This window comes from Ramlibacter sp., from assembly GCF_050250995.1.
GTDB lineage: Bacteria > Pseudomonadota > Gammaproteobacteria > Burkholderiales > Burkholderiaceae_C > Ramlibacter.
The window spans coordinates 33,362-50,885 of sequence record NZ_JBFWNP010000008.1 but is presented as its reverse complement, the minus strand read 5'-3'; the positions used below and the strand labels follow the sequence as shown (position 1 = coordinate 50,885).

The 17,524-nt window shown below is 68.2% G+C and carries 17 protein-coding genes; 7 read left to right on the top strand and 10 right to left on the bottom strand.

The genetic code is table 11. The annotated features are described in order from the left end of the window. Window positions 1-73 precede the first annotated feature (73 nt). Together AB7E83_RS08605 and AB7E83_RS08600 are read left to right on the top strand one after the other, a co-directional pair. Window positions 74-1,645 (top strand): anti-phage dCTP deaminase, encoded by a 1,572-nt coding sequence (locus AB7E83_RS08605; protein ID WP_428567825.1) that lies wholly within the window; start codon window positions 74-76, stop codon window positions 1,643-1,645. Window positions 1,646-1,656: 11 nt separating this feature from the next. Further along, window positions 1,657-1,866 carry a hypothetical protein gene (locus tag AB7E83_RS08600; RefSeq protein ID WP_428567822.1) on the top strand — a complete coding sequence of 70 codons (210 nt, stop codon included), beginning with the start codon at window positions 1,657-1,659 and terminating at the stop codon, window positions 1,864-1,866. 32 nt (window positions 1,867-1,898) lie between these two features. Here the strand turns inward: AB7E83_RS08600 and AB7E83_RS08595 are convergent, their stop codons facing one another. From AB7E83_RS08595 to pcaQ, 4 genes are all read right to left on the bottom strand, one after another. Next, on the bottom strand, window positions 1,899-2,903 hold the full coding sequence (locus AB7E83_RS08595) for a D-2-hydroxyacid dehydrogenase (RefSeq protein ID WP_428567819.1): 1,005 nt from the start codon (window positions 2,901-2,903) through the stop codon (window positions 1,899-1,901). A gap of 13 nt (window positions 2,904-2,916) precedes the next feature. Beyond that, a complete protein-coding gene (locus AB7E83_RS08590) occupies window positions 2,917-3,495 on the bottom strand; it encodes a HipA domain-containing protein (protein WP_428567816.1) in 579 nt (192 codons plus the stop codon). Between the two features lie 87 nt (window positions 3,496-3,582). Then, the gene (locus AB7E83_RS08585) at window positions 3,583-3,819 is read right to left on the bottom strand and encodes a helix-turn-helix domain-containing protein (protein ID WP_428567813.1); all 237 of its coding nucleotides are present in this window, start codon (window positions 3,817-3,819) and stop codon (window positions 3,583-3,585) included. Window positions 3,820-3,879: 60 nt separating this feature from the next. Next, entirely contained in the window at window positions 3,880-4,812 is a 933-nt protein-coding gene (pcaQ, locus tag AB7E83_RS08580) for a pca operon transcription factor PcaQ (RefSeq protein WP_428567811.1), read from the bottom strand. Window positions 4,813-4,896: 84 nt separating this feature from the next. On the opposite strand from pcaQ, the gene AB7E83_RS08575 reads away from it, so the two are divergent. Next, window positions 4,897-6,498, top strand: coding sequence for a sulfatase family protein (locus tag AB7E83_RS08575; protein ID WP_428567808.1), 1,602 nt, complete (start codon window positions 4,897-4,899; stop codon window positions 6,496-6,498). Here the strand turns inward: AB7E83_RS08575 and AB7E83_RS08570 are convergent. The 3 genes from AB7E83_RS08570 to AB7E83_RS08560 all read right to left on the bottom strand — a co-directional run bounded on the left by AB7E83_RS08570 (window position 6,383) and on the right by AB7E83_RS08560 (window position 9,050). Continuing rightward, window positions 6,383-7,513 (bottom strand): tripartite tricarboxylate transporter substrate binding protein, encoded by a 1,131-nt coding sequence (locus tag AB7E83_RS08570; RefSeq protein ID WP_428567807.1) that lies wholly within the window; start codon window positions 7,511-7,513, stop codon window positions 6,383-6,385. The genes AB7E83_RS08575 and AB7E83_RS08570 overlap by 116 nt on opposite strands. Window positions 7,514-7,542: 29 nt before the next feature. Beyond that, window positions 7,543-8,520, bottom strand: a complete 978-nt coding sequence (locus AB7E83_RS08565) for a TauD/TfdA dioxygenase family protein (RefSeq protein ID WP_428567804.1) — start codon at window positions 8,518-8,520, stop codon at window positions 7,543-7,545. A 119-nt stretch (window positions 8,521-8,639) separates the two neighbouring features. Further along, window positions 8,640-9,050 carry a RidA family protein gene (locus tag AB7E83_RS08560; protein ID WP_428567801.1) on the bottom strand — a complete coding sequence of 137 codons (411 nt, stop codon included), beginning with the start codon at window positions 9,048-9,050 and terminating at the stop codon, window positions 8,640-8,642. A gap of 175 nt (window positions 9,051-9,225) precedes the next feature. Between AB7E83_RS08560 and AB7E83_RS08555 the strand changes: the two genes are divergently transcribed. Beyond that, window positions 9,226-9,504: a YkvA family protein gene (locus AB7E83_RS08555; protein WP_428567799.1), complete on the top strand. Its 279-nt coding sequence runs from the start codon at window positions 9,226-9,228 to the stop codon at window positions 9,502-9,504. Window positions 9,505-9,542: 38 nt separating this feature from the next. Next, window positions 9,543-10,691: an MFS transporter gene (locus AB7E83_RS08550; RefSeq protein WP_428567796.1), complete on the top strand. Its 1,149-nt coding sequence runs from the start codon at window positions 9,543-9,545 to the stop codon at window positions 10,689-10,691. Between the two features lie 43 nt (window positions 10,692-10,734). Here the strand turns inward: AB7E83_RS08550 and AB7E83_RS08545 are convergent, their stop codons facing one another. Together AB7E83_RS08545 and AB7E83_RS08540 are read right to left on the bottom strand one after the other, a co-directional pair. Next, window positions 10,735-11,736 (bottom strand): tripartite tricarboxylate transporter substrate binding protein, encoded by a 1,002-nt coding sequence (locus AB7E83_RS08545; protein WP_428567793.1) that lies wholly within the window; start codon window positions 11,734-11,736, stop codon window positions 10,735-10,737. A 118-nt stretch (window positions 11,737-11,854) separates the two neighbouring features. Beyond that, the gene (locus AB7E83_RS08540) at window positions 11,855-12,757 is read right to left on the bottom strand and encodes an isocitrate lyase/PEP mutase family protein (RefSeq protein WP_428567790.1); all 903 of its coding nucleotides are present in this window, start codon (window positions 12,755-12,757) and stop codon (window positions 11,855-11,857) included. Between the two features lie 50 nt (window positions 12,758-12,807). Between AB7E83_RS08540 and acnA the strand changes: the two genes are divergently transcribed. Continuing rightward, complete coding sequence (acnA, locus tag AB7E83_RS08535; RefSeq protein WP_428567787.1) at window positions 12,808-15,483, top strand: aconitate hydratase AcnA; 2,676 nt, start codon at window positions 12,808-12,810, stop codon at window positions 15,481-15,483. A gap of 46 nt (window positions 15,484-15,529) precedes the next feature. Then, window positions 15,530-16,516 (top strand): Bug family tripartite tricarboxylate transporter substrate binding protein, encoded by a 987-nt coding sequence (locus tag AB7E83_RS08530; RefSeq protein ID WP_428567785.1) that lies wholly within the window; start codon window positions 15,530-15,532, stop codon window positions 16,514-16,516. Window positions 16,517-16,538: 22 nt separating this feature from the next. Here AB7E83_RS08530 and AB7E83_RS08525 read toward each other — a convergent pair whose 3' ends face one another. Beyond that, the gene (locus tag AB7E83_RS08525) at window positions 16,539-17,444 is read right to left on the bottom strand and encodes a LysR family transcriptional regulator (protein WP_428567782.1); all 906 of its coding nucleotides are present in this window, start codon (window positions 17,442-17,444) and stop codon (window positions 16,539-16,541) included. Window positions 17,445-17,524 lie beyond the last annotated feature (80 nt).

The following is a 17,524-nucleotide window of genomic DNA, read 5'->3' as shown; positions in this document are numbered from 1 at the left end:
AGGGGTGCTGTGCCGCCCGGTAGTACTCGTGCGAGCCCGCGTCGCGGGCACCCTGTACTCCGAGGAGCTCCGAATGTCCGTCGTATCCCCGCTTCGCCGCGCCCAGCCGGCGGGCCCTACCGCTCAATCCGAGATCGACAAGACGCTCACCGCCGAGATCGTCATTGCCCTGTGCGGACCCATGGGCACCCCGCTCCATGCAGTGGCCGAAACGTTTCAGAAGCTTTTGCGCGAGCATGACTTCAGATACACCAAGGCCGAGATCATTCGCCTGAGCCAGTTGATCCGGGAGAAGTCCTCGCTCGACGCAGCGGCGACCACCGAGCAGCTCATCGAGGCAGGCAATGATCTGCGACGGAAGCGCGGCCCCGCCGTGCTCGCCCAGCTCGCGATCCAGAAGATCACCCTGGCAAGGGCGGCGCTGAAGACCCGGCAGGCCGGAAGCCAGAGCGACTTCTTCGGCGAGGATGCCGGTGCCATCACGCCCGCATATTCGGAGCGGCATTGCCACATCATCGACTCGATCAAGAACGTCGAGGAACTGCGGCTGCTCCGATCCGTCTACGGCGACATGCTCCACGTCGTCGGAGTTCACGCGCCCATCGAACAGCGCATCCATCTCCTGGGCCGAAGGAACCGACCCGAGGTGATTCAGCGACTGATCGACAGGGATTCGGGAGAAGAGATGGACTACGGGCAGCGGGTGCGCGACACCTTCCCGATGGCCGACTTCTTCCTGCGCGCCGATACCGACACGCATTCGCAACTCGAAGGGCATGTGCGCAGATTCCTCGATCTCATGCTGGGCGTGCGCATCATCACGCCCACGAACGCCGAGCGGGCGATGTATGCAGCGTACTCGGCAGCCCGCAACTCGGCATGTCTCTCGCGGCAAGTGGGGGCGGCCATCACCGACTGTGACGGACGCATCCTCGCCACCGGCTGGAACGACGTCCCGAAGCCCTTCGGCGGTCTGTACCAGAGCGACGACGCCACATCTTCACCGGACCACGACCACAGGTGCTGGAACAAGGACAAGGGGAAGTGCTTCAACGACGAGGAGAAGGCCACGATGGCCGCAGCGATCGTCGGTCGCCTCGTCGAGGCCCGCGTCGTTCGCGAAAGCGACCGCGGCATGGCGGAGGCGGCCGTCAGGCAGGACTCGCAATTGAAGGGGCTGATCGAGTTTTCCCGCGCCGTCCATGCCGAGATGCATGCCCTGCTGAACGCTGGCAGAGCGAGCGGCGAAAGGATCGCAGGCGGAAAGATGTACGTGACCACCTACCCATGCCATTCCTGCGCGCGGCACCTGATCGCAGCCGGAATCAGGGAAGTCCTGTTCGTCGAGCCCTACCGGAAGTCGCTCGCGACGAAGCTCCATCCCGACGCGATCACCGAGAGCGAAAGCGATCTCGCGAAAGTCCGCGTGATGCCCTTCGACGGCGTGGCGCCGAGCCGCTTCCTCAAGGTCTTCAGCGCCAGCGCGCAGGGCCGCAAGGACAGCGCGACGGGCGCGATGAAGACCCCGACCGGACTGCCGGTGACGGCCATTTCGATGGAGGCGCTGGAAACGCTGGAGGCGCTTGCCATCAAGCCGCTAGAATCGAGCGGCAACGAAGCCCACGAACCGAACCCTGCCGCCTGAGGAGAACCAACATGAAGAACGTTCCAGGGCAACAGTTGGATCTGCGGTTCGACATGGATTCCGCTTCCCTCCCCGCCGAAGTTCCTTTGCCAGCGATGCAGACCGCCCCTGCGCGGCCGAAGGGCGGAGTTGTCGTTCCCTTCCCCGCTCGCAAGGCATCCGTCGTACCGGATGAGGCCCTCCTGCTGAAGGCCGTTCTTCACCGCGTCAGCAAGTTCTGATCGTCACCGCCCGCGCGCCGCATGCGCGCGCCTCAAAGCTCCACGCGGTGCAGCAGTTCGCGACCCTCCAGGAACCGCTGCATGTTCTCCCGGACGACCGCCGCGACGCGGCGGCCGACGAGCTTGTTGCCCATGGGGGCGGTGTGGGGCGTGAGGATGAGGTTCGGCGCGGTCCACAACGGATGGTCCGCCGGGAGCGGCTCCGGGTCGGTCACGTCGAGTCCGGCGCCGGCGATGCGGCCCTCGCGCAGCGCCGCGTCGAGCGCGAGCGAATCCACGCTCTCGCCGCGCGCGATGTTGATCACGTAGGCCGTCTTCCTGCACAGCGACAGCAACTCCGCATCGACAAGGTGCCGCGTCTGCGGCACGAGCGCGACGCAGACGACGAGCGCATCCAGCGAGGAAACCTGCGACTTCAGCTCGGCGATGCGATGCATCGCATCCGCGGCTTCGTTCGACTCGCCGCTGCGAGAGAAGCCATGCACGGTCGCGCCGAATGCACGCAGGCGCAACGCGAGTTCGCGGCCGATGTTGCCCATCCCGATCACGCCGACCGTCATGCCCTCGACGGACTGAAGCAGGGGCCGCAGCGCGCCGACGTTCCATGAGGCCGCCGCCTGGTTCTTCAGCGCCACGTCGAGCCGATGCGTGAGCGCGAGCAGCAGGCCCATCGCATGCTCGGCCACCGCCGGCGCGGCCGCGCCGCCCTGGTTGGTGATGGGAATGTGCGGCGGCAGCGGATGCGCGGTGAGGCCCTCGGTGCCTGCCGACACCATCTGCACCCACTTCACCCTGCACGCGGGCGAGCCCAGCGCTTCGGCGATGTGCCTGCCCTTGTCGCGCGGGTTCGCGATGACGAGCACGTCGGCATCGCCCACGTGCGGACAGACGTCGTCCGCTTCGTCCACGGCAAGCACATCCACGCCGGGGAACTGGCGCAAGACTTCCAGCACCTGCGGACGCGCGATCGGCCCCCCGAAGACGACTTTCATGCGCACGCCCTCGCGAATTCCGGTGGCATCGGGCACCGTTCGCATTCCGTTGAATTCATCATGGCCGCACTTTACCCGGCAGTCCGGGAGGCGTGCGCTTTCGCGGCGAACGGCGGCGAGGCTCCGCGGCGCCGTCGTAATGCTGCGGCAAGGGGACGAAGCACGGACGCCAATGCTCCACATCGTCGTCGCCCGCGCCATGGCGGCGCAGCGCACCCACCCAACCCCGGCTCACCTCCGCCTGCACCTCTTCGAGGATGGCTTCGGCCTCGTCGCGTGCAAGTCCGAATCGTGCGCAGTCGCTGAGGATGTTGCGGCGCGTTGCGATGAAGCCCTCCCGTCCGATGGCGAGCGCATGTTCGTGACGCACGGTGCCGTGGCGGCGCGGCACCATGTCGTAAGCGGGCGAGAGGACGTAGCCGCGCGGGAAGTCGCCCGCGACGAAGCCGTGATTGCGATCGTGATCGTCCGTGTTGGAAATGCAGCAGTTGAAGACCATGCGCCGGAACAGCTCCTGGCGGTCCGCGGCCACCCGCTCGCCGAATTTGCCTTGCTGGCGCACATGTTCGAAGCGGCCAGCGAGCGTGGGCTGCACGTCGCCCGGCAACCAGCACCAGACCCAGACTTCAGAAGTCATTGTCCAGTCCCTTCCGGACGCGAACGCGGCGCTCGCCCGGCTTGAACTCCAGCGCCGCACCTTCGCGGTCCACGGCGGCGTCCGCGATCAGGTCGATTCGCCGTCGAGCCCCATCACCCAGAGCGCTCGTGCGTAGGCGCCAATACCCGTTTCGAAACTCCCTTTCTCGATGGCCTCGATGGTCGAGCGCGACAGGCCCGTCCGCTCCGCGAGATCGATCTGCCGGAGTTGGCGGTGCTGCCGTGCGCTACGGATGCGCGCACCGAGCGCGGCAATGCGTTCGACGAGGATCGGAGGCGGCGGCGGCGCAACGGCGCTTTTCATAGCACGCATTATGGAAGATAAAGCTTGCCATGAAAAGCATGGTGATCCGAGAGAGGTGCCTCAACGAGCCACCCCGGCCCGTGCCGCGGCAGCCCGCCGGATCTCGCCCAGCAGCGTCTCCATCGCCGGTGTCACCACCCGGTCCACGCGCAAGGTGAGGCCAACCGGCCCCTCCGTCAGGGAGGTGTCCACGGGCAGGCGGTGCAGCGTGCCATTCGCCAGGTCGTGCTCGACCACGCCGAACGGAATGCACCACACCGCATCCGACTGCAGGACATAGCGGCGGCCGAAGGCCACGTCGATCGACTCGATCATGTGTTGCGGCAGGCCCATGCCGCTCGCGAGGAAGAAACGGTCCGCCGCGTCGCGCGCGCGCGTGCCGGCATCGGGCAGCACGAAGCGATGCGCGCTCAAGGCATCGACCGCCAGCTTGCGCCGCCGCGAAAGTGCATGCCCGGGCCGCACCACCAGCACCAGCGGCTCGGAGTAGAGATGCTCGAACGTGAGGCCGCGCATGGCCGAGGGCTCGGCCAGGCGGCCTACCACCATGTCGAGCAGGCCCTGGCGCAACGCCGCGATCATCTGCGCGTTGCTGCCCGTGCGCACGGCCACGCGCGCCTGCGGATAGGCCGTCGCGAAGCGCAGGAGCGCCCCCGGCAGCACGGTCGCGGCCACCGTGGGGAGCGCCCCGATGGCGATGGAGGGCGCATCCACCGCGGCTTCGCCGGCGATGCTGTCGAGCCCCTCGCGGATCGCTCGCAGGCTGCTGCCGGCGAAGCCCAGCAACACGCGGCCGGCGCTCGTGAGGCGCACGCCGCGCGGCATGCGGTCGAAGAGACGGTGGCCCACGATCTCCTCGAGTTCCGCGAGCGACTTCGACACAGCCGGCTGCGTAATGGACAGCGTGTCCGCCGCGCGCACCAGGCTGCCCGTTTCGGCGACGGCGACGAAGCTGTGCAGATGACGAAGCTTGAGCCGGTGGAAGCCTTGCATGGTCACGAAGCATAACGAACGGGAATAGCCCGCGGCACGCAGTTTCAATGGCGCGCGCCTTCGCACCCGACTAGATTCGTCCCCATGCCCCGCAAGCGCCCCAACTTCATCCTCTTCCTCACCGACCAGCACCGCGCCGACCTGCTCGGCTGCGCGGGCCATCCGGTGCTGAAGACGCCGCACATCGACGGCATCGCGCGGCACGGCGTGCGCTTCGACCGCTTCTATGTCGCCAACCCCGTGTGCATGCCAAACCGCGCAAGCCTGCTCACGGGCCGCGCGTCGTCCGTTCACGGCGCCCGCAGCAACGGCCTGCCGCTGCCGCTCGACCAGGTGACGTTTCCCGAACTGCTGAGGGATGCGGGCTACCGTACCGCGCTCGTCGGCAAATCGCACCTGCAGAACAACACGGGCCTGCCGCCCAAGCTGCCGCGGCCGGAGATTGCCGCGTCGCATACGAAGCCCTCGCCCGCCCTCGCCGACGCGACGCGCGATCACCGCGACGGCCCGGAATACGACCAGGAGGGGCAGCGCGACTGGGCCGACCCGGCCACGCAGGTGACCCTGCCCTTCTACGGCTTCGACCACGTCGACCTCGCCATCGGCCACGGCGATCTGGTCGACGGCAATTATCTCGCCTGGGCGCTGGACAAGGGCGTCGACGTCCGCAAGCTGCGCGGCCCCGAAAACGCGCTGCCGCACGACACGACGTGCCCGCAGGCATGGCACACCGCGGTGCCGGAAGACGTGTACCCCACCGCGTACATCGCCGAGAAGTCCTGCGAGGCGATCGACCGTTACGCCAGGGACGACGAACCCTTCTTCCTCTGCGTCTCCTTCCCGGACCCGCACCATCCCTTCACGCCCCCCGGGCGCTATTGGGACATGTACCGCGCCGAAGACATGCCGGCGGAGTGGGCCTATGAGGACAAGGAATGGCCCGTGCCCCCGCACGTGCAGGCCGTGTTCGACGAGCGCGCGGCGGGCAAGGCCCAGGTGGCCGGCTTCGCCGCCTTCGGCGCGAGCGAGCGCGAGGCGCGCGAGGCGCATGCGCTGTCGTGCGGCATGGTGGCGTGCATCGACGATGCCGTGGGCCGCGTGCTGGCGAAGCTGCGCGAACACGGCCTCGCGGACGACACCGTCGTCTGCTTCACGAGCGACCACGGCGACTTCCTCGGCGACCATCGCCTGCTGCTGAAGGGGCCCGCGCACTACCAGAGCCTGATCCGCGTGCCCTTTCTCTGGTCCGATCCCGCGTCGCCTTCGTCGCGCCGGGGCACGTCGACGCAGCAGCTTGCAAGCACGATGGACATCGCCGCGACGGTGCTGGACCGCGCGGGCATCGCGCCGCCCTGGGGACTGCAGGGGCGGAGCCTGCTGCCCGTGCTGCGCGAGGACCGCGCCGCGCGCGACTGCGTGGTCATCGAAGAGGAACAGCAACGCCTGTGCTTCGGCTTCGACACGCCGCCGCGCGTGCATTCGCTCGTGACGTCGCGGTGGCGGCTGAGCGTGTACCGGGACTCGGATTTCGGCGAACTCTACGACCTCCAGTCGGACCCGCGCGAGCGGTTCAACCGCTGGGACGACCCCGCCTGCGTGACCCAGAAGGCGGAACTGCTCGCGCGGATGATGCGCGAGCAGTTGAAGCTGGTGGACCGGTCGCCGTTTCCGACGGGTCAGGCCTGACGAAGAACTGCGCTATTCCGCCTTCGCCCCCCGAGGTCTTCACCACCTCCGCCCAGCGGACGATCTCGGCGTCGATGAAGTCGGCGAATTCCTTCGGGCTGGTGACGGTCGGGTCCGCGCCGACCGCGAGCAGCCGTTTCTCGACGTCGGGCTGCTTCAGCACCTGCGCGATGGCCGCATTCAGCCTCGACACGATCGCCGGCGGCGTGGCCGAATGCACGACGAAGCCGAACCACGGATTCACGTCGAAGCCCGCGGCCGCCGTCTCGGCGATCGTCGGCACGCCCGGCATCGCGGCCGAGCGCTTGCCGCCGGGCGTGGCCAGCACGCGCAGCTTGCCGCCGTCGATGTGCGGCTTCGCCACCGCGTACTGCAGGAACATCGACTGCACCTGGCCGCCGATGAGGTCGGTGGTCGCCGGCCCGTTGCCCTTGTACGGAACATGCACGATGTCGACGCCCAGCCGCGTCTTCAGCATCTCCATGGCGAGGTGCGAGCCCGTGCCGCTGCCGCCCGACGCATAGGTGATCTTGCCCGGCTGCGACTTCGCCAGCGCGAAGAATTCCTGCGCCGAATTCGCCTTCACCGACGGATGCACCACCAGCACCATCGGCGAATAGGCGGCGCGGATCACGGGCGTGAAGTTCTTGCGCACGTCGTAGGTGAGGCGGCCGGGAATCAGGCTCTCGTTCACCGCGAATTCGAGGGCGACGAGCAGGATCGTGTGGCCGTCGCCCGGCGCCTGCGCGACGATGGACGTGCCGATGGTGCTGCCGCCGCCGCCCTTGTTGTCGACGACCACGGGCTGGCCGAGGATGGGCGTCAGGCGCTCCGCGACGAGCCGCCCGAGGATGTCGGTGAAGCCGCCCGGCGGGTACGGCACCACGAGGCGGACCGGCTTGGTCGGGTAGTCCGACTGAGCCCACGCGGCCGCGCCGGCGAAGGCCGTCAGCGCGACGAGTCCCGGGACGACGAGACGGAAGAGACTGAAGAGGCGGCGATGGATGCTTTGCATGGTGTTTTCCGTTCGGCTCGAAGACGGCATCACAGGTCGAGCCGGCGCTTCTGCGCGGTGCCCGCATGGCGGAACTGCGCGAGCGGCGGCATGAGGTAGCGGCGCAGGTCGGACGGATCGGCCGGCGGATCGGCCGCGATCGGCTTGGTGCCCTGCACCGTCACGCGCTCCATCAGCCGGCGCTGCGGATAGTAGTCGTGCAGCGCCGAGTGCTGCAGGTGCCGGTTGTCCCAGAACACCAGCATGTCGGGCTGCCACTGGTGGCGGTACTGGTACTCGTGGACGAGCGTCTTGCGGTACAGGAACTCGAGGATCATGCGGCTCTCGTCCTCGGCCATGCCCTTGATGAAGAGCGTGAACGACGGGTTGACGAAGATCGCCTTGCGGCCCGTCACCGGATGCACCGTCACCACCGGATGCGTGACCGACGGGTAGATGTCCTCGTACCGGCGCATCTTCTCGATGCCGTCCTTGTCCGTCGGAAACAGGCCGCGAAACGGCTTGAAGTCGTGCACGGCCTCGAGCCCGCACAGGAAGCGCTGCCAGCGGTCCGACAGGCCCTCGTACACCGCCGTCATGCTCGCGAAGTTGGTGTTGCCGCCGACCTCGGGAATGATCTTCGAGCACAGCGCGGTGCCCATGGGCGGCGCTTCGCGGAAGGTCTCGTCGGTGTGCCAGATGTCGGTGGGCGCGGGCGGATTGCCTTCCTTGTTGTCGTAGACGATGAGTTCGGGCGAGTCGGCGCTGCCGGTGGAAAACGGATGGACGCTCAGGTTGCCGAAATAGCGGCCGAAGCGCTTCAGGTCTTCCGACGAGATCTTCTGGTTCGGGAAGACGAGCACGCCGTGCTCGGCATGCGCGAGCTTGAGCGCCTCGATGTCGGCGTTGCCGAGCTGCTTCGTCAGGTCGACGCCGGTGACCTCGGCGCCGAGGAAGACGCCGAGTCGGCGGATGCGGAGCGTGTTCTCTTCGGCACGGGCGGGCGTTTGCGGTTCGACGGCGAGCATGGGCGGGGGATCCTCGTTGCGGGGTTGCTTCGAGGGGCCACTCTAGGCCCACCCCCCCGGCCGTGGAAACTGAAATTGTGCGGCGCGCGCTATTCCGGCTGGTTATCGATCCTCATCGCTCACGCCGGAATCGAAGCGATCGCGTTGATCTCGATCAGGCAGCGCGGATCGGTGAGGCTCGTCACCTGCACCATCGTCGAGGCCGGCGGGTCCTGCGGGAAATAGCGGCGGCGCACCGCATGGATCGCCTCGAAGTTCGACATGTCGGTGATGTACACGTCCACCCGCACGATGTCGGCGAGCGTCGCGCCGGCCGACTCCAGGGCGGTCTTCATGTTCTCGAGGATCACCTCGGTCTGCTTGCCCACGTCGCCCACGCCGAGGATGTTGCCTTCGGCGTCCTTCGACAGCAGGCCCGACACGAAGACGAGCTGGCCGGGCGAGGCGACGGTGACCGTCGACCACACGCCCTTGGGCTTTGCGAGGCCCTGGACGGGGACGATGCGTTTAGTGCGGGCGGATGCGGTCATGCGGGGTCCTGCGAAGTGGAGAACGCCATCCTATCCTCCCGCAAGGTCGGGCCGATGGGACCGGTGCAAACGTAACGATTCGCGCGCGGAACTTGCAGGACCGATCATCGGTCCCACATCGGTCCCACGTGCGCACGGACTTCGCCGTGCCCGACCCGACCGAAGGAAACCTGCCATGTGGAAGCGCCTGCCCCTGCTCTGGACCGTCGTCCGCGGCGACGCCCGTCGCCTGTGGTCGGCCCTGCGCCACCCCGGGTCGCCGGCATGGCTGAAATGGGGCGTGGCCGGCATCGCGCTCTATCTCGTGTCGCCCATCGACCTGCTGCCGGATTTCATCCCCTTCCTGGGTGTCGTCGACGACATCGTGCTCGTTCCGCTCGCGATCCGCTGGCTGCTGAACCGGCTGCCGCCGGAGGTCGCGCGATCCGCCGGGCGGAACGACGCGCGCGGCTGAACCGGGCGGCGGCCGCGGCGAGGCCACAATAGGGGCGCTTGAACCGCATCATTTTCGCCGTCCTCAGCCACATCAGCCTTCACTCCGCGATGGCCGGGGTGCGGCTGTCGGCGCCGCTCTTTGCACTGTCGCACGGCCACGGTCCCGCCGCCACCGGCGTGCTCGTCGCCCTGTTCTCCTTCACGCAGATCTTCCTGTCGCTGCCCGCCGGCCGCTTCGCGGACCGGCACGGCCTGCGCCGGCCGATGGCCGTGTACTGCGCCGCCGCGACGCTGGGCATCGGCCTGGCCGCCGTGTTTCCGACCTACGCGGTGCTGTGCCTCAGCGCGGTGCTCAGCGGCGGCGCCGTGGGGTCCGCGACCATCGCGCTGCAACGCTACGTCGGCCGCGTCGTCCCGTCCACCCACGAGCTGCGCAAGGCCTTCGCGCTGGTCTCGCTCGCGCCGGCGGGCGCCAACGTCATCGGGCCGCTGCTCGCCGGCGTGCTCATCGACAACGGCGGCTGGCGCATCGCCTTCGCCGTGCTGGCCGTGCTGCCGCCCCTCGCCTGGCTGCTGCTGCGCGACGTGAAGGACGTCGTCGCGGACGCGCCGGAACACGCCGCGCCGCAAGGCTCGGCGCTCGGCCTCATCGCCCTGCCCGGCATGAAGAACATGCTGATCGTCAACACGCTGATGGCGTCGGCCTGGGAGTTCCACAGCTTCATGGTGCCGGTGCTCGGACACGATCGCGGCATCGCGGCCACCGCCATCGGCCTGGTGATGGGCGCCTTCGCGGCCGGCGTCGTGGCCATCCGCATCGCCGTGCCGATGCTGGCCGCGCGCGTGCGCGACTTCGTGCTGGTCACGGGCGCGCTGGTGGTCACCGGGCTCGCGTTCGTCGCCTACCCGGCGATGCCGACGGTCGCGGCGATGGCCGCGTGCTCGCTGGTCGTGGGCATGGGCTTGGGCGGCGTGCAGCCGCTCGTGCTGACGCTGCTGCACGCCATGGCGCCGGAAGGCCGGCAGGGCCAGGTCTTCGCCTTGCGGCTGGTGTTCGGCAACATCGCGTCGCTCACCACGCCGATCATCGTCGGCGCGGCCAGCGGGCTGATCACGGTCTCGGGCGTCTTCTGGATCGCGGGCGCCGTCGTGGCGCTCGGCGGCCGCGCCGGCTTCGGCATGCGCGGCGCCCACAAGGCGGGCTGACCCGGCCCCGCGCGCGCCGCCGCGGCCCCGTTGCAGCCTCTGGCTACTTGACCGTGATCGTCGAGAAGAGTTCCTTCCAGACGGCGTACTCGTCGCGCAGCTCCTTGGCGAACTTGGCGGGCGACGAATCCTGCACCTGTCCGCTCAGCTGGGTCTCGATCTGCTTCTTCACGTCGGGCGTGTTCAGGATGAAGCGCAGGTCGCGCGCGAGGCGGTCGACGATGTGCTGCGGCGTGCCCTTGGGAGCCACCATGCCGTTCCATACCACGGGCAGATAGCTCTTGCCGAAGCCCGGCAGCTCGGCCGCGGCCGGCACGTTGGGCAGTTCGGGATAGCGCTGGCGGCTGACCGCAAGCACCGGCACGATCGCGCCGGAGTCGAAGTGCGCGCGCACCGAGCTCGGCGTGTTGACGACCAGCTGCGCATCGTTGCGCAGCACGGCCGTGTTCATCTGCGGCACGCTGTTGAAGTTCACCTCGGAGTACTTCAGGCCGAAGGGCTTGTTGACCAGCGCCATCGTGACGTTGAAGATGGACGACGGGCCGGTGCCGGAGAAGAACAGGCCCTTGTCGGAAGCCTTGCTCAACTTCACGATGTCCAGGAAGGTCTTCGCCTGCTTCACGGTGTCGGCGTTGCTGGCGACGATGATCTGGTATTCGATCGCCTTGTAGACGGGCATGAGGTCGACGAACGGGTCGTAGCGCAGGTCATTGCGCGTGAACTTCGGCAGGTACGAGCTCTGCGACGCGTACAGGAAGGTGTGGTTGTCCTTCTGCCCGAGGACGTATTCGGTGCCGACGATGCCGCCCGCGCCGGGCTTGTTCTCGACGATCACCGGCTGCTTCCAGATCGTCTCGAGCCGGGGCGCGATGAGGCGCATGAGCGTGTCGCTCGACGAACCCGGGCCCACCGCGACGACAAGCTTCACCGGCCGCGTGGGCCATTTCTCGTCGCTCTGGGCCGCGGCCGGCAGCGAGCCGGCGAGGGCCAGGCCGCCCGCGGCGCCGATCAGGCTACGGCGGGTGAGATCGTGGTGCTGGGTCATCGTGTGTCTCCTTGTATGACGAACGTCCGCGACTCTAGAAGAAATGCTTGCCCGCATGTCGGCCCACCGGCGACAGTTCCGGGAATCGGAATTCGAGAGGTCCGGGAAGGCCGGGAGCTCAGCCGCGCTGCTTCGCCAGCCGCCCCTTCACCCGCGCCACCAGCTCCTTTTCCGCCGCATCGACCTTGGCCAGGCCCACGAGCTCCTGCCGCTCCTGGAAGCTCAGCATGCGGTCCTGCATGTTCTTCGTGTGGCCCTCCTCGCGCAGCTGCTTCAGCCCGGCCTTGATCGCGAACGCGCCGAGGTACAGCGCCGCGTTCGCGTACAGGATGATGTTGAAGCCCATCGCCTTCAGGTCATCCTCCGGCAGGATCGGCGTCTTGCTGCGCTCGATCATGTTGGCCACGAGCGGCACGCCCTTGAACTCGCGGCCCACGCGCTCCAGCTCCTCGCGGCTTTGCGCCTGCTCGAAGAAGATGGAGTCGGCGCCCGCTTCCATGTACCGGTGGCAGCGCTCGATGGCGGCGTCCACGCCCTCGGCCGCGCGTGCATCGGTGCGCGCGATGATGAGGAAGTCGTCGTTCGTGCGCGCATCCGTCGCGGCCTGGATGCGATAGCACATCTCCTCGGTCGATACGACCTGCTTGCCCTCGAAGTGGCCGCAGCGCTTGGGGAACACCTGGTCCTCGATGTGGAAGCCCGCGATGCCCGCGCGCTCGTACATGCGGATCGCGCGCTTCACGTTCGCGATGCCGCCGAAGCCCGTGTCCACGTCCGAGATCACCGGCACGGAAACGGCGTCCGAGATGCGCTCGGCCTGCGACGCAAGCTCGTTCAGCGTGACGATGCCCACGTCGGGCACGCCCAGCAGCGTGTTCGATGCGCCGCCGCCCGTGACGTACACGGCCGGAAAGCCCGCCGCCTCGATGAGCTTGGCGGTGAAGCAGTCCGTGGCGCCGGGCACGATGCCGGGGCCCCCTTCCTTCAACAGCTGGCGAAAGCGGGCGGCGCGGCTTGTCATGCGGGAATCTCCTGTTACTTCGAACGAAGCCGCAAATATATGCTCGTCCGATGCCTTTCGACAGTCACGGTGCCCGCCGTACCCTCGCGGTGAACGGGACGAAGTACGACTATTTCAGTCTCGCCGCAGCAGAGGCGGCGGGACTCGCCGGAATCTCCGAACTCCCGCGCTGCCTCAAGGTCATCGTCGAGAACGTGCTGCGCCGCCATGCGGCGGGCACGGCCGATGCGCAGGAGGTGCAGAACCTGCAGGACTGGCTGCGCGAGCCGCAGCGCGATTGCGAGGTGAGCTTCCTGCCGGCGCGCGTGATGATGCCGGAGTCCTCGGGCATCACGCTGCTGGGCGACATGGCCGCCATGCGCGATGCGATGGTTGACCTCGGCGGCGACCCCGGCACCATCAACCCGGTGCTGCCGGTCGACTTCATCGTCGACCATTCCGTGAATGCGCACCAGTGGGGCCATGCCGGCGCGCTCGCGCACAACATGGACGTGGAGATGCGGGAGAACCGCGAGCGCTACGAGTTCCTGCGATGGGCAAGCGATGCCTTCGACGGCCTGCGCATCTTTCCGCCGGGCTCGGGCATCCTGCACCAGATCAACCTCGAGCATCTCGCGAAGGTCGTGTGGACGCGCGAGGAAGGCGGCACGACGCTCGCCTATCCCGACTCGCTGATCGCGATGGACAGCCACACGGCCATGGTGAATTCGCTGGGCGTCGTCGCCTGGGGCGTGGGCGGCTTCGAAGGCGGCACGGTGGCGCTCGGCGAGCCGGTGTCGCTGCTGATCCCCGAGACGGTGGGCGTGCGCCTGAGCGGCAGGCTCGCACCCGGCGTCACCTCGACCGACCTTGTGCTCTACATCACGCAGACCCTGCGCCGGCACGACGTCATCGGCTGCTTCGTCGAATATTTCGGCCCCGGCGTCGCGGCGCTCGCGCTGCCCGAACGCGCGACGGTGTCGAACATGACGCCCGAGATCGGCGCGACCATGGGCTTCTTCGCCGTGGACGAGCAGACGCTGCGCTTCCTGCGCCTGACGGGACGCGACGAGCAGCACGTCGCGCTGGTCGAGGCGTACTCGAAGGCGCAAGGGCTGTGGCGCGACGACGCCGCCGACCCGAAATTCCGGCGCGTCGTCGAGATCGACCTCGCCGAGGTCGATCCCTGCGTGTCCGGCCCCAGCCGGCCCGATGCGCGCGTGCCGCTCGCGCAGGCGCCGCAGGCATTCCGCAACGCGGTCGCGGACTCGCGCAGCGCGCCCGTGGAAGGCATGGACCATGCGCTTGCGAACGGCGACATCGTCGTGGCCGCGATCACCAGCTGCACCAACACGTCGAACCCCAACGTGCTGATCGGCGCGGGGCTGCTCGCGCGCAACGCGCGGCGGCGCGGCCTGAGCGCGAAGCCGTGGGTGAAGACGACGCTGTCGCCCGGCTCGCGCGTCGTCGCGGACTATCTCGCCGCGAGCGGCTTGCAGCGCTTCATGGACGAGCTCGGCTTCCACATCGCCGGGTTCGGCTGCATGAGCTGCATGGGCAATTCGGGGCCGCTCGCGGAGCCGGTGGCGAAGGCCATCGAAAGCGGCGACCTCGCCACCGTCGCCGTGCTGTCGGGCAACCGCAATTTCGACGGGCGCATCCACGGCCACGTGAAGGTGAACTTCCTCGCGTCGCCGCCGCTCGTGGTGGCGTATGCGATCGCGGGACGCATCGGCATCGACCTCACGAAAGAGCCGCTCGGAACGGACAGCGACGGCCAGCCCGTCTTCCTGCGCGACATCTGGCCCGACGACGCGGAGATCCAGTCGGTGATCGACGCGACGTTGACGCCCGCGATGTTCCTCGAGCGCTACGCGACGCTGCGCGAAGGCACGCCACAATGGCGCGCGCTCGCCAGCGACGGCGGCAAGCGCTTCGCATGGCGGCCCGCCAGCCGGTTCATCCGCCGCCCGCCCTATTTCGAAGGGATGCAGCGCCACGAGCCGCCGCGCACGGACATCCGCGGCGCGCGCATGCTGGGCATGTTCGGCGACATGCTGACCACCGACCACATCTCGCCCATCGGCACCATCGCGCCGACCACGCCGGCCGGCCGGTATCTGCAGGACCTGGGCGTGAAGCCCGCGGAGTTCGTCAACTACGCCGCGCGGCGGCTGAACCACGACGTGATGGTGCGCGGCACCTTCGCGAACACGCGGCTGAAGAACGAGATCACGCCGGGCATCGAAGGCAGCTCGACGCGGCACTTCCCCGACGGCGCGCAGATGTCGATCTTCGACGCGGCCGAACGCTACCGCGCCGAGGGCGTTCCCGCCGTCGTGGTGGCCGGGCGCGAATACGGCGCCGGCTCGTCGCGCGACTGGGCCGCGAAGGGCACCGACCTGCTGGGCGTGCGCGCGGTCATCGCCGAATCCTTCGAACGCATCCACCGCTCCAACCTCGTGAGCATGGGCGTGCTGCCGCTTCAGTTCGCACCGGGCACGACGCGCAAGACGCTCGTCCTCGACGGCTCGGAGACCTTCGACATCACCGGCTTCGAAGGCGAGCTCGCGCCGAAGATGACGGTGCAGTGCACCATCACGCGCGCCGACGGTCGAAGCGAAACGATACCGCTCGTGGCGCGCATGGACTCGCACGCCGAAGTGAATTACTGGCGCGACGGCGGCATCGTGAAGTACGCGCTTCGCCGCCGCCTGCCCCAGGGCGCAGAAACCGCAAACGTCTGAACCGCAAACGTCTGAACCGAAACGTGTAAACCGCAAAGGAATCCCGATGGACATCGATCGCCGCAAAACCACCGCCGCCCTTGCGCTCGCCCTCACGGGCGCTGGCTGGACGCGCACCGCCGGCGCGCAGGAAGCCTGGCCCGCGCGTCCCATCACCTTCATGGTGCCGCAGGCCGCGGGCGGCTCCACCGACACGCTTGCGCGCGAGATCGGCCTGCGGCTGGGCGAGGCGCTCGGCCAGTCCGTCGTGGTCGACAACAAGCCCGGCGCGAACGGCATCATCGGCTGCGACATCGTCGCGAAGTCGAAGCCCGACGGCTACATGCTGCTGATCGGCGGCACGGGCACGATGGCGATCAACCAGCACATGTACGCGAAGATGCCCTTCGACCCGGCCACCGCGTTCGTGCCGGTCGCGATGTTCGGCTATTCCACCAGCGTGCTGGTGGTCCATCCCTCGGTCCCCGTGAAGACCATCGGCGAACTCATCACACTCATCAAGTCCCGGCCGGGCGCGATCAACTATGCGTCGGCCGGCATCGGCAGTTCGCCGCACCTCACCGCGGAGATGTTCCGCCAGATGGCGGGCGTCTCGATCACGCACGTGCCCTACAAGGGCAGCACGCCGGGCGTCGTCGCGACGATGGCCGGCGAGACGCAGATGATGTTCACCGGCGTGGCCTCCGCCGTGGCGCAGATCAAGTCGGGCAAGCTCAAGGCGCTGTCGATCAGCGGGCCGAAGCGCTCGAACGCCCTGCCCGGCGTGCCCACCGCCAGCGAGTCGGGGCTGCCGGGCTTCGAGGCCGATTTCTGGATCGGCCTGTTCGCGCCCGCCGGCACGCCGCCGGCGATCGTGCAACGCCTCAACGCCGAAGTCGTGAAGATCCTCAACTCGGGTCCGGTGAAGGAGAAGTTCGCCACGAGCGGCGTCGACGGCATGGCCATCACGCCGGAAGCCTTCAACCAGATCCAGGCGAAGGACATCGAGCGCTGGGCGAAGATCGTGAAGACGGCGGGGTTGAAGGGCGAGTAGCGCATCGGGCGGCAGCGACGCCCTAGCGCCGGTCCAGTCGGAAGACGTCGCGAAACGTCGTCTTCGCCAGCTCCGCCGCCTGCTCCTGCAGCGGCGTCATGACCCGCTGCGTGGACGTCACCAGGCTCACCCGGCTCGACAGCGCAGGCGCGACGATCTTCTGCACGTGGAGCCCCTTGCCGGCCGGCATGGCCCGCGTTGCGATCTGCGTCGAGATCGTGTGGCCGAAACCTTCGGCGACGAGCGCGAAGAACGCATCCATGACGTCGACCTCGAACCGGATGTCGAGTGAAATGCCGGCCCGGGCCGCGGCGTGTTCGAGCGTCTTTCGAATCGCGTACGACTCGGACGGCATCACGAGCGGGACCTTGGCCAGCGCGCTCATGGCCACCGTCTTCCTGTCGGGCCCGAGCGGCCGCGTGCCGACGACGAAGAGGCTTTGCTTGCCGAGGTGACTCACCTCCACGGTCGACGACGGCGTGGCGTCGTGCACGATGGCGAAGTCGAGCCGGGACGCGCGGATCTGGTCGTGCAGCGCCGTGGACATGTGGCTGCTGACCGACAAGGTGGCATCGGGCAAGCGCTTGCGGAACCGGCGCGCGTATTCCAGCGCCATGCCGTGCGAGACGCTGGGCGTCATGCCGCAGACGACGCGCCCCGTGAGCCGCCGCTCGTCCACCTGCAGCACCTGCAGCGATGCCTCCGCGGCATGCAGCACGCCGTGCGCCTGCTCCAGGAAGCGCGCACCCAGCACGGTGAGCAGCACGCCACGGCCGTTGCGATGGAACAGGCTTGCCTTGAGTTCCAGTTCCAGTGCGCGCACCTGTCGGCTCAACGTGGGTTGCGCGACGTCGAGAAGTTCCGCCGCCTTCGCGAAGCTTCCCAGTTCGGCCACGTGGACGAAGGAGCGGAGTTGCTTGAGGTCCATGCTTGGGGTGCCTTTCGTCCGGATCGGGATATGCACGGAAGGTATATCAGATCGCGCAGCACCGTCATTGAACGAACATC

Excerpts from the sequence above, each read along its gene's own strand:
- AB7E83_RS08605 (WP_428567825.1), top strand. The coding sequence starts at position 74 with ATGTCCGTCGTATCCCCGCTTCGCCGCGCCCAGCCGGCGGGCCCTACC.
- AB7E83_RS08600 (WP_428567822.1), top strand. The coding sequence starts at position 1,657 with ATGAAGAACGTTCCAGGGCAACAGTTGGATCTGCGGTTCGACATGGAT.
- AB7E83_RS08595 (WP_428567819.1), bottom strand. The coding sequence starts at position 2,903 with ATGCGAACGGTGCCCGATGCCACCGGAATTCGCGAGGGCGTGCGCATG.
- AB7E83_RS08590 (WP_428567816.1), bottom strand. The coding sequence starts at position 3,495 with ATGACTTCTGAAGTCTGGGTCTGGTGCTGGTTGCCGGGCGACGTGCAG.
- AB7E83_RS08585 (WP_428567813.1), bottom strand. The coding sequence starts at position 3,819 with ATGAAAAGCGCCGTTGCGCCGCCGCCGCCTCCGATCCTCGTCGAACGC.
- pcaQ (WP_428567811.1), bottom strand. The coding sequence starts at position 4,812 with ATGCAAGGCTTCCACCGGCTCAAGCTTCGTCATCTGCACAGCTTCGTC.
- AB7E83_RS08575 (WP_428567808.1), top strand. The coding sequence starts at position 4,897 with ATGCCCCGCAAGCGCCCCAACTTCATCCTCTTCCTCACCGACCAGCAC.
- AB7E83_RS08570 (WP_428567807.1), bottom strand. The coding sequence starts at position 7,513 with ATGCAAAGCATCCATCGCCGCCTCTTCAGTCTCTTCCGTCTCGTCGTC.
- AB7E83_RS08565 (WP_428567804.1), bottom strand. The coding sequence starts at position 8,520 with ATGCTCGCCGTCGAACCGCAAACGCCCGCCCGTGCCGAAGAGAACACG.
- AB7E83_RS08560 (WP_428567801.1), bottom strand. The coding sequence starts at position 9,050 with ATGACCGCATCCGCCCGCACTAAACGCATCGTCCCCGTCCAGGGCCTC.
- AB7E83_RS08555 (WP_428567799.1), top strand. The coding sequence starts at position 9,226 with ATGTGGAAGCGCCTGCCCCTGCTCTGGACCGTCGTCCGCGGCGACGCC.
- AB7E83_RS08545 (WP_428567793.1), bottom strand. The coding sequence starts at position 11,736 with ATGACCCAGCACCACGATCTCACCCGCCGTAGCCTGATCGGCGCCGCG.
- AB7E83_RS08540 (WP_428567790.1), bottom strand. The coding sequence starts at position 12,757 with ATGACAAGCCGCGCCGCCCGCTTTCGCCAGCTGTTGAAGGAAGGGGGC.
- acnA (WP_428567787.1), top strand. The coding sequence starts at position 12,808 with ATGCCTTTCGACAGTCACGGTGCCCGCCGTACCCTCGCGGTGAACGGG.
- AB7E83_RS08530 (WP_428567785.1), top strand. The coding sequence starts at position 15,530 with ATGGACATCGATCGCCGCAAAACCACCGCCGCCCTTGCGCTCGCCCTC.
- AB7E83_RS08525 (WP_428567782.1), bottom strand. The coding sequence starts at position 17,444 with ATGGACCTCAAGCAACTCCGCTCCTTCGTCCACGTGGCCGAACTGGGA.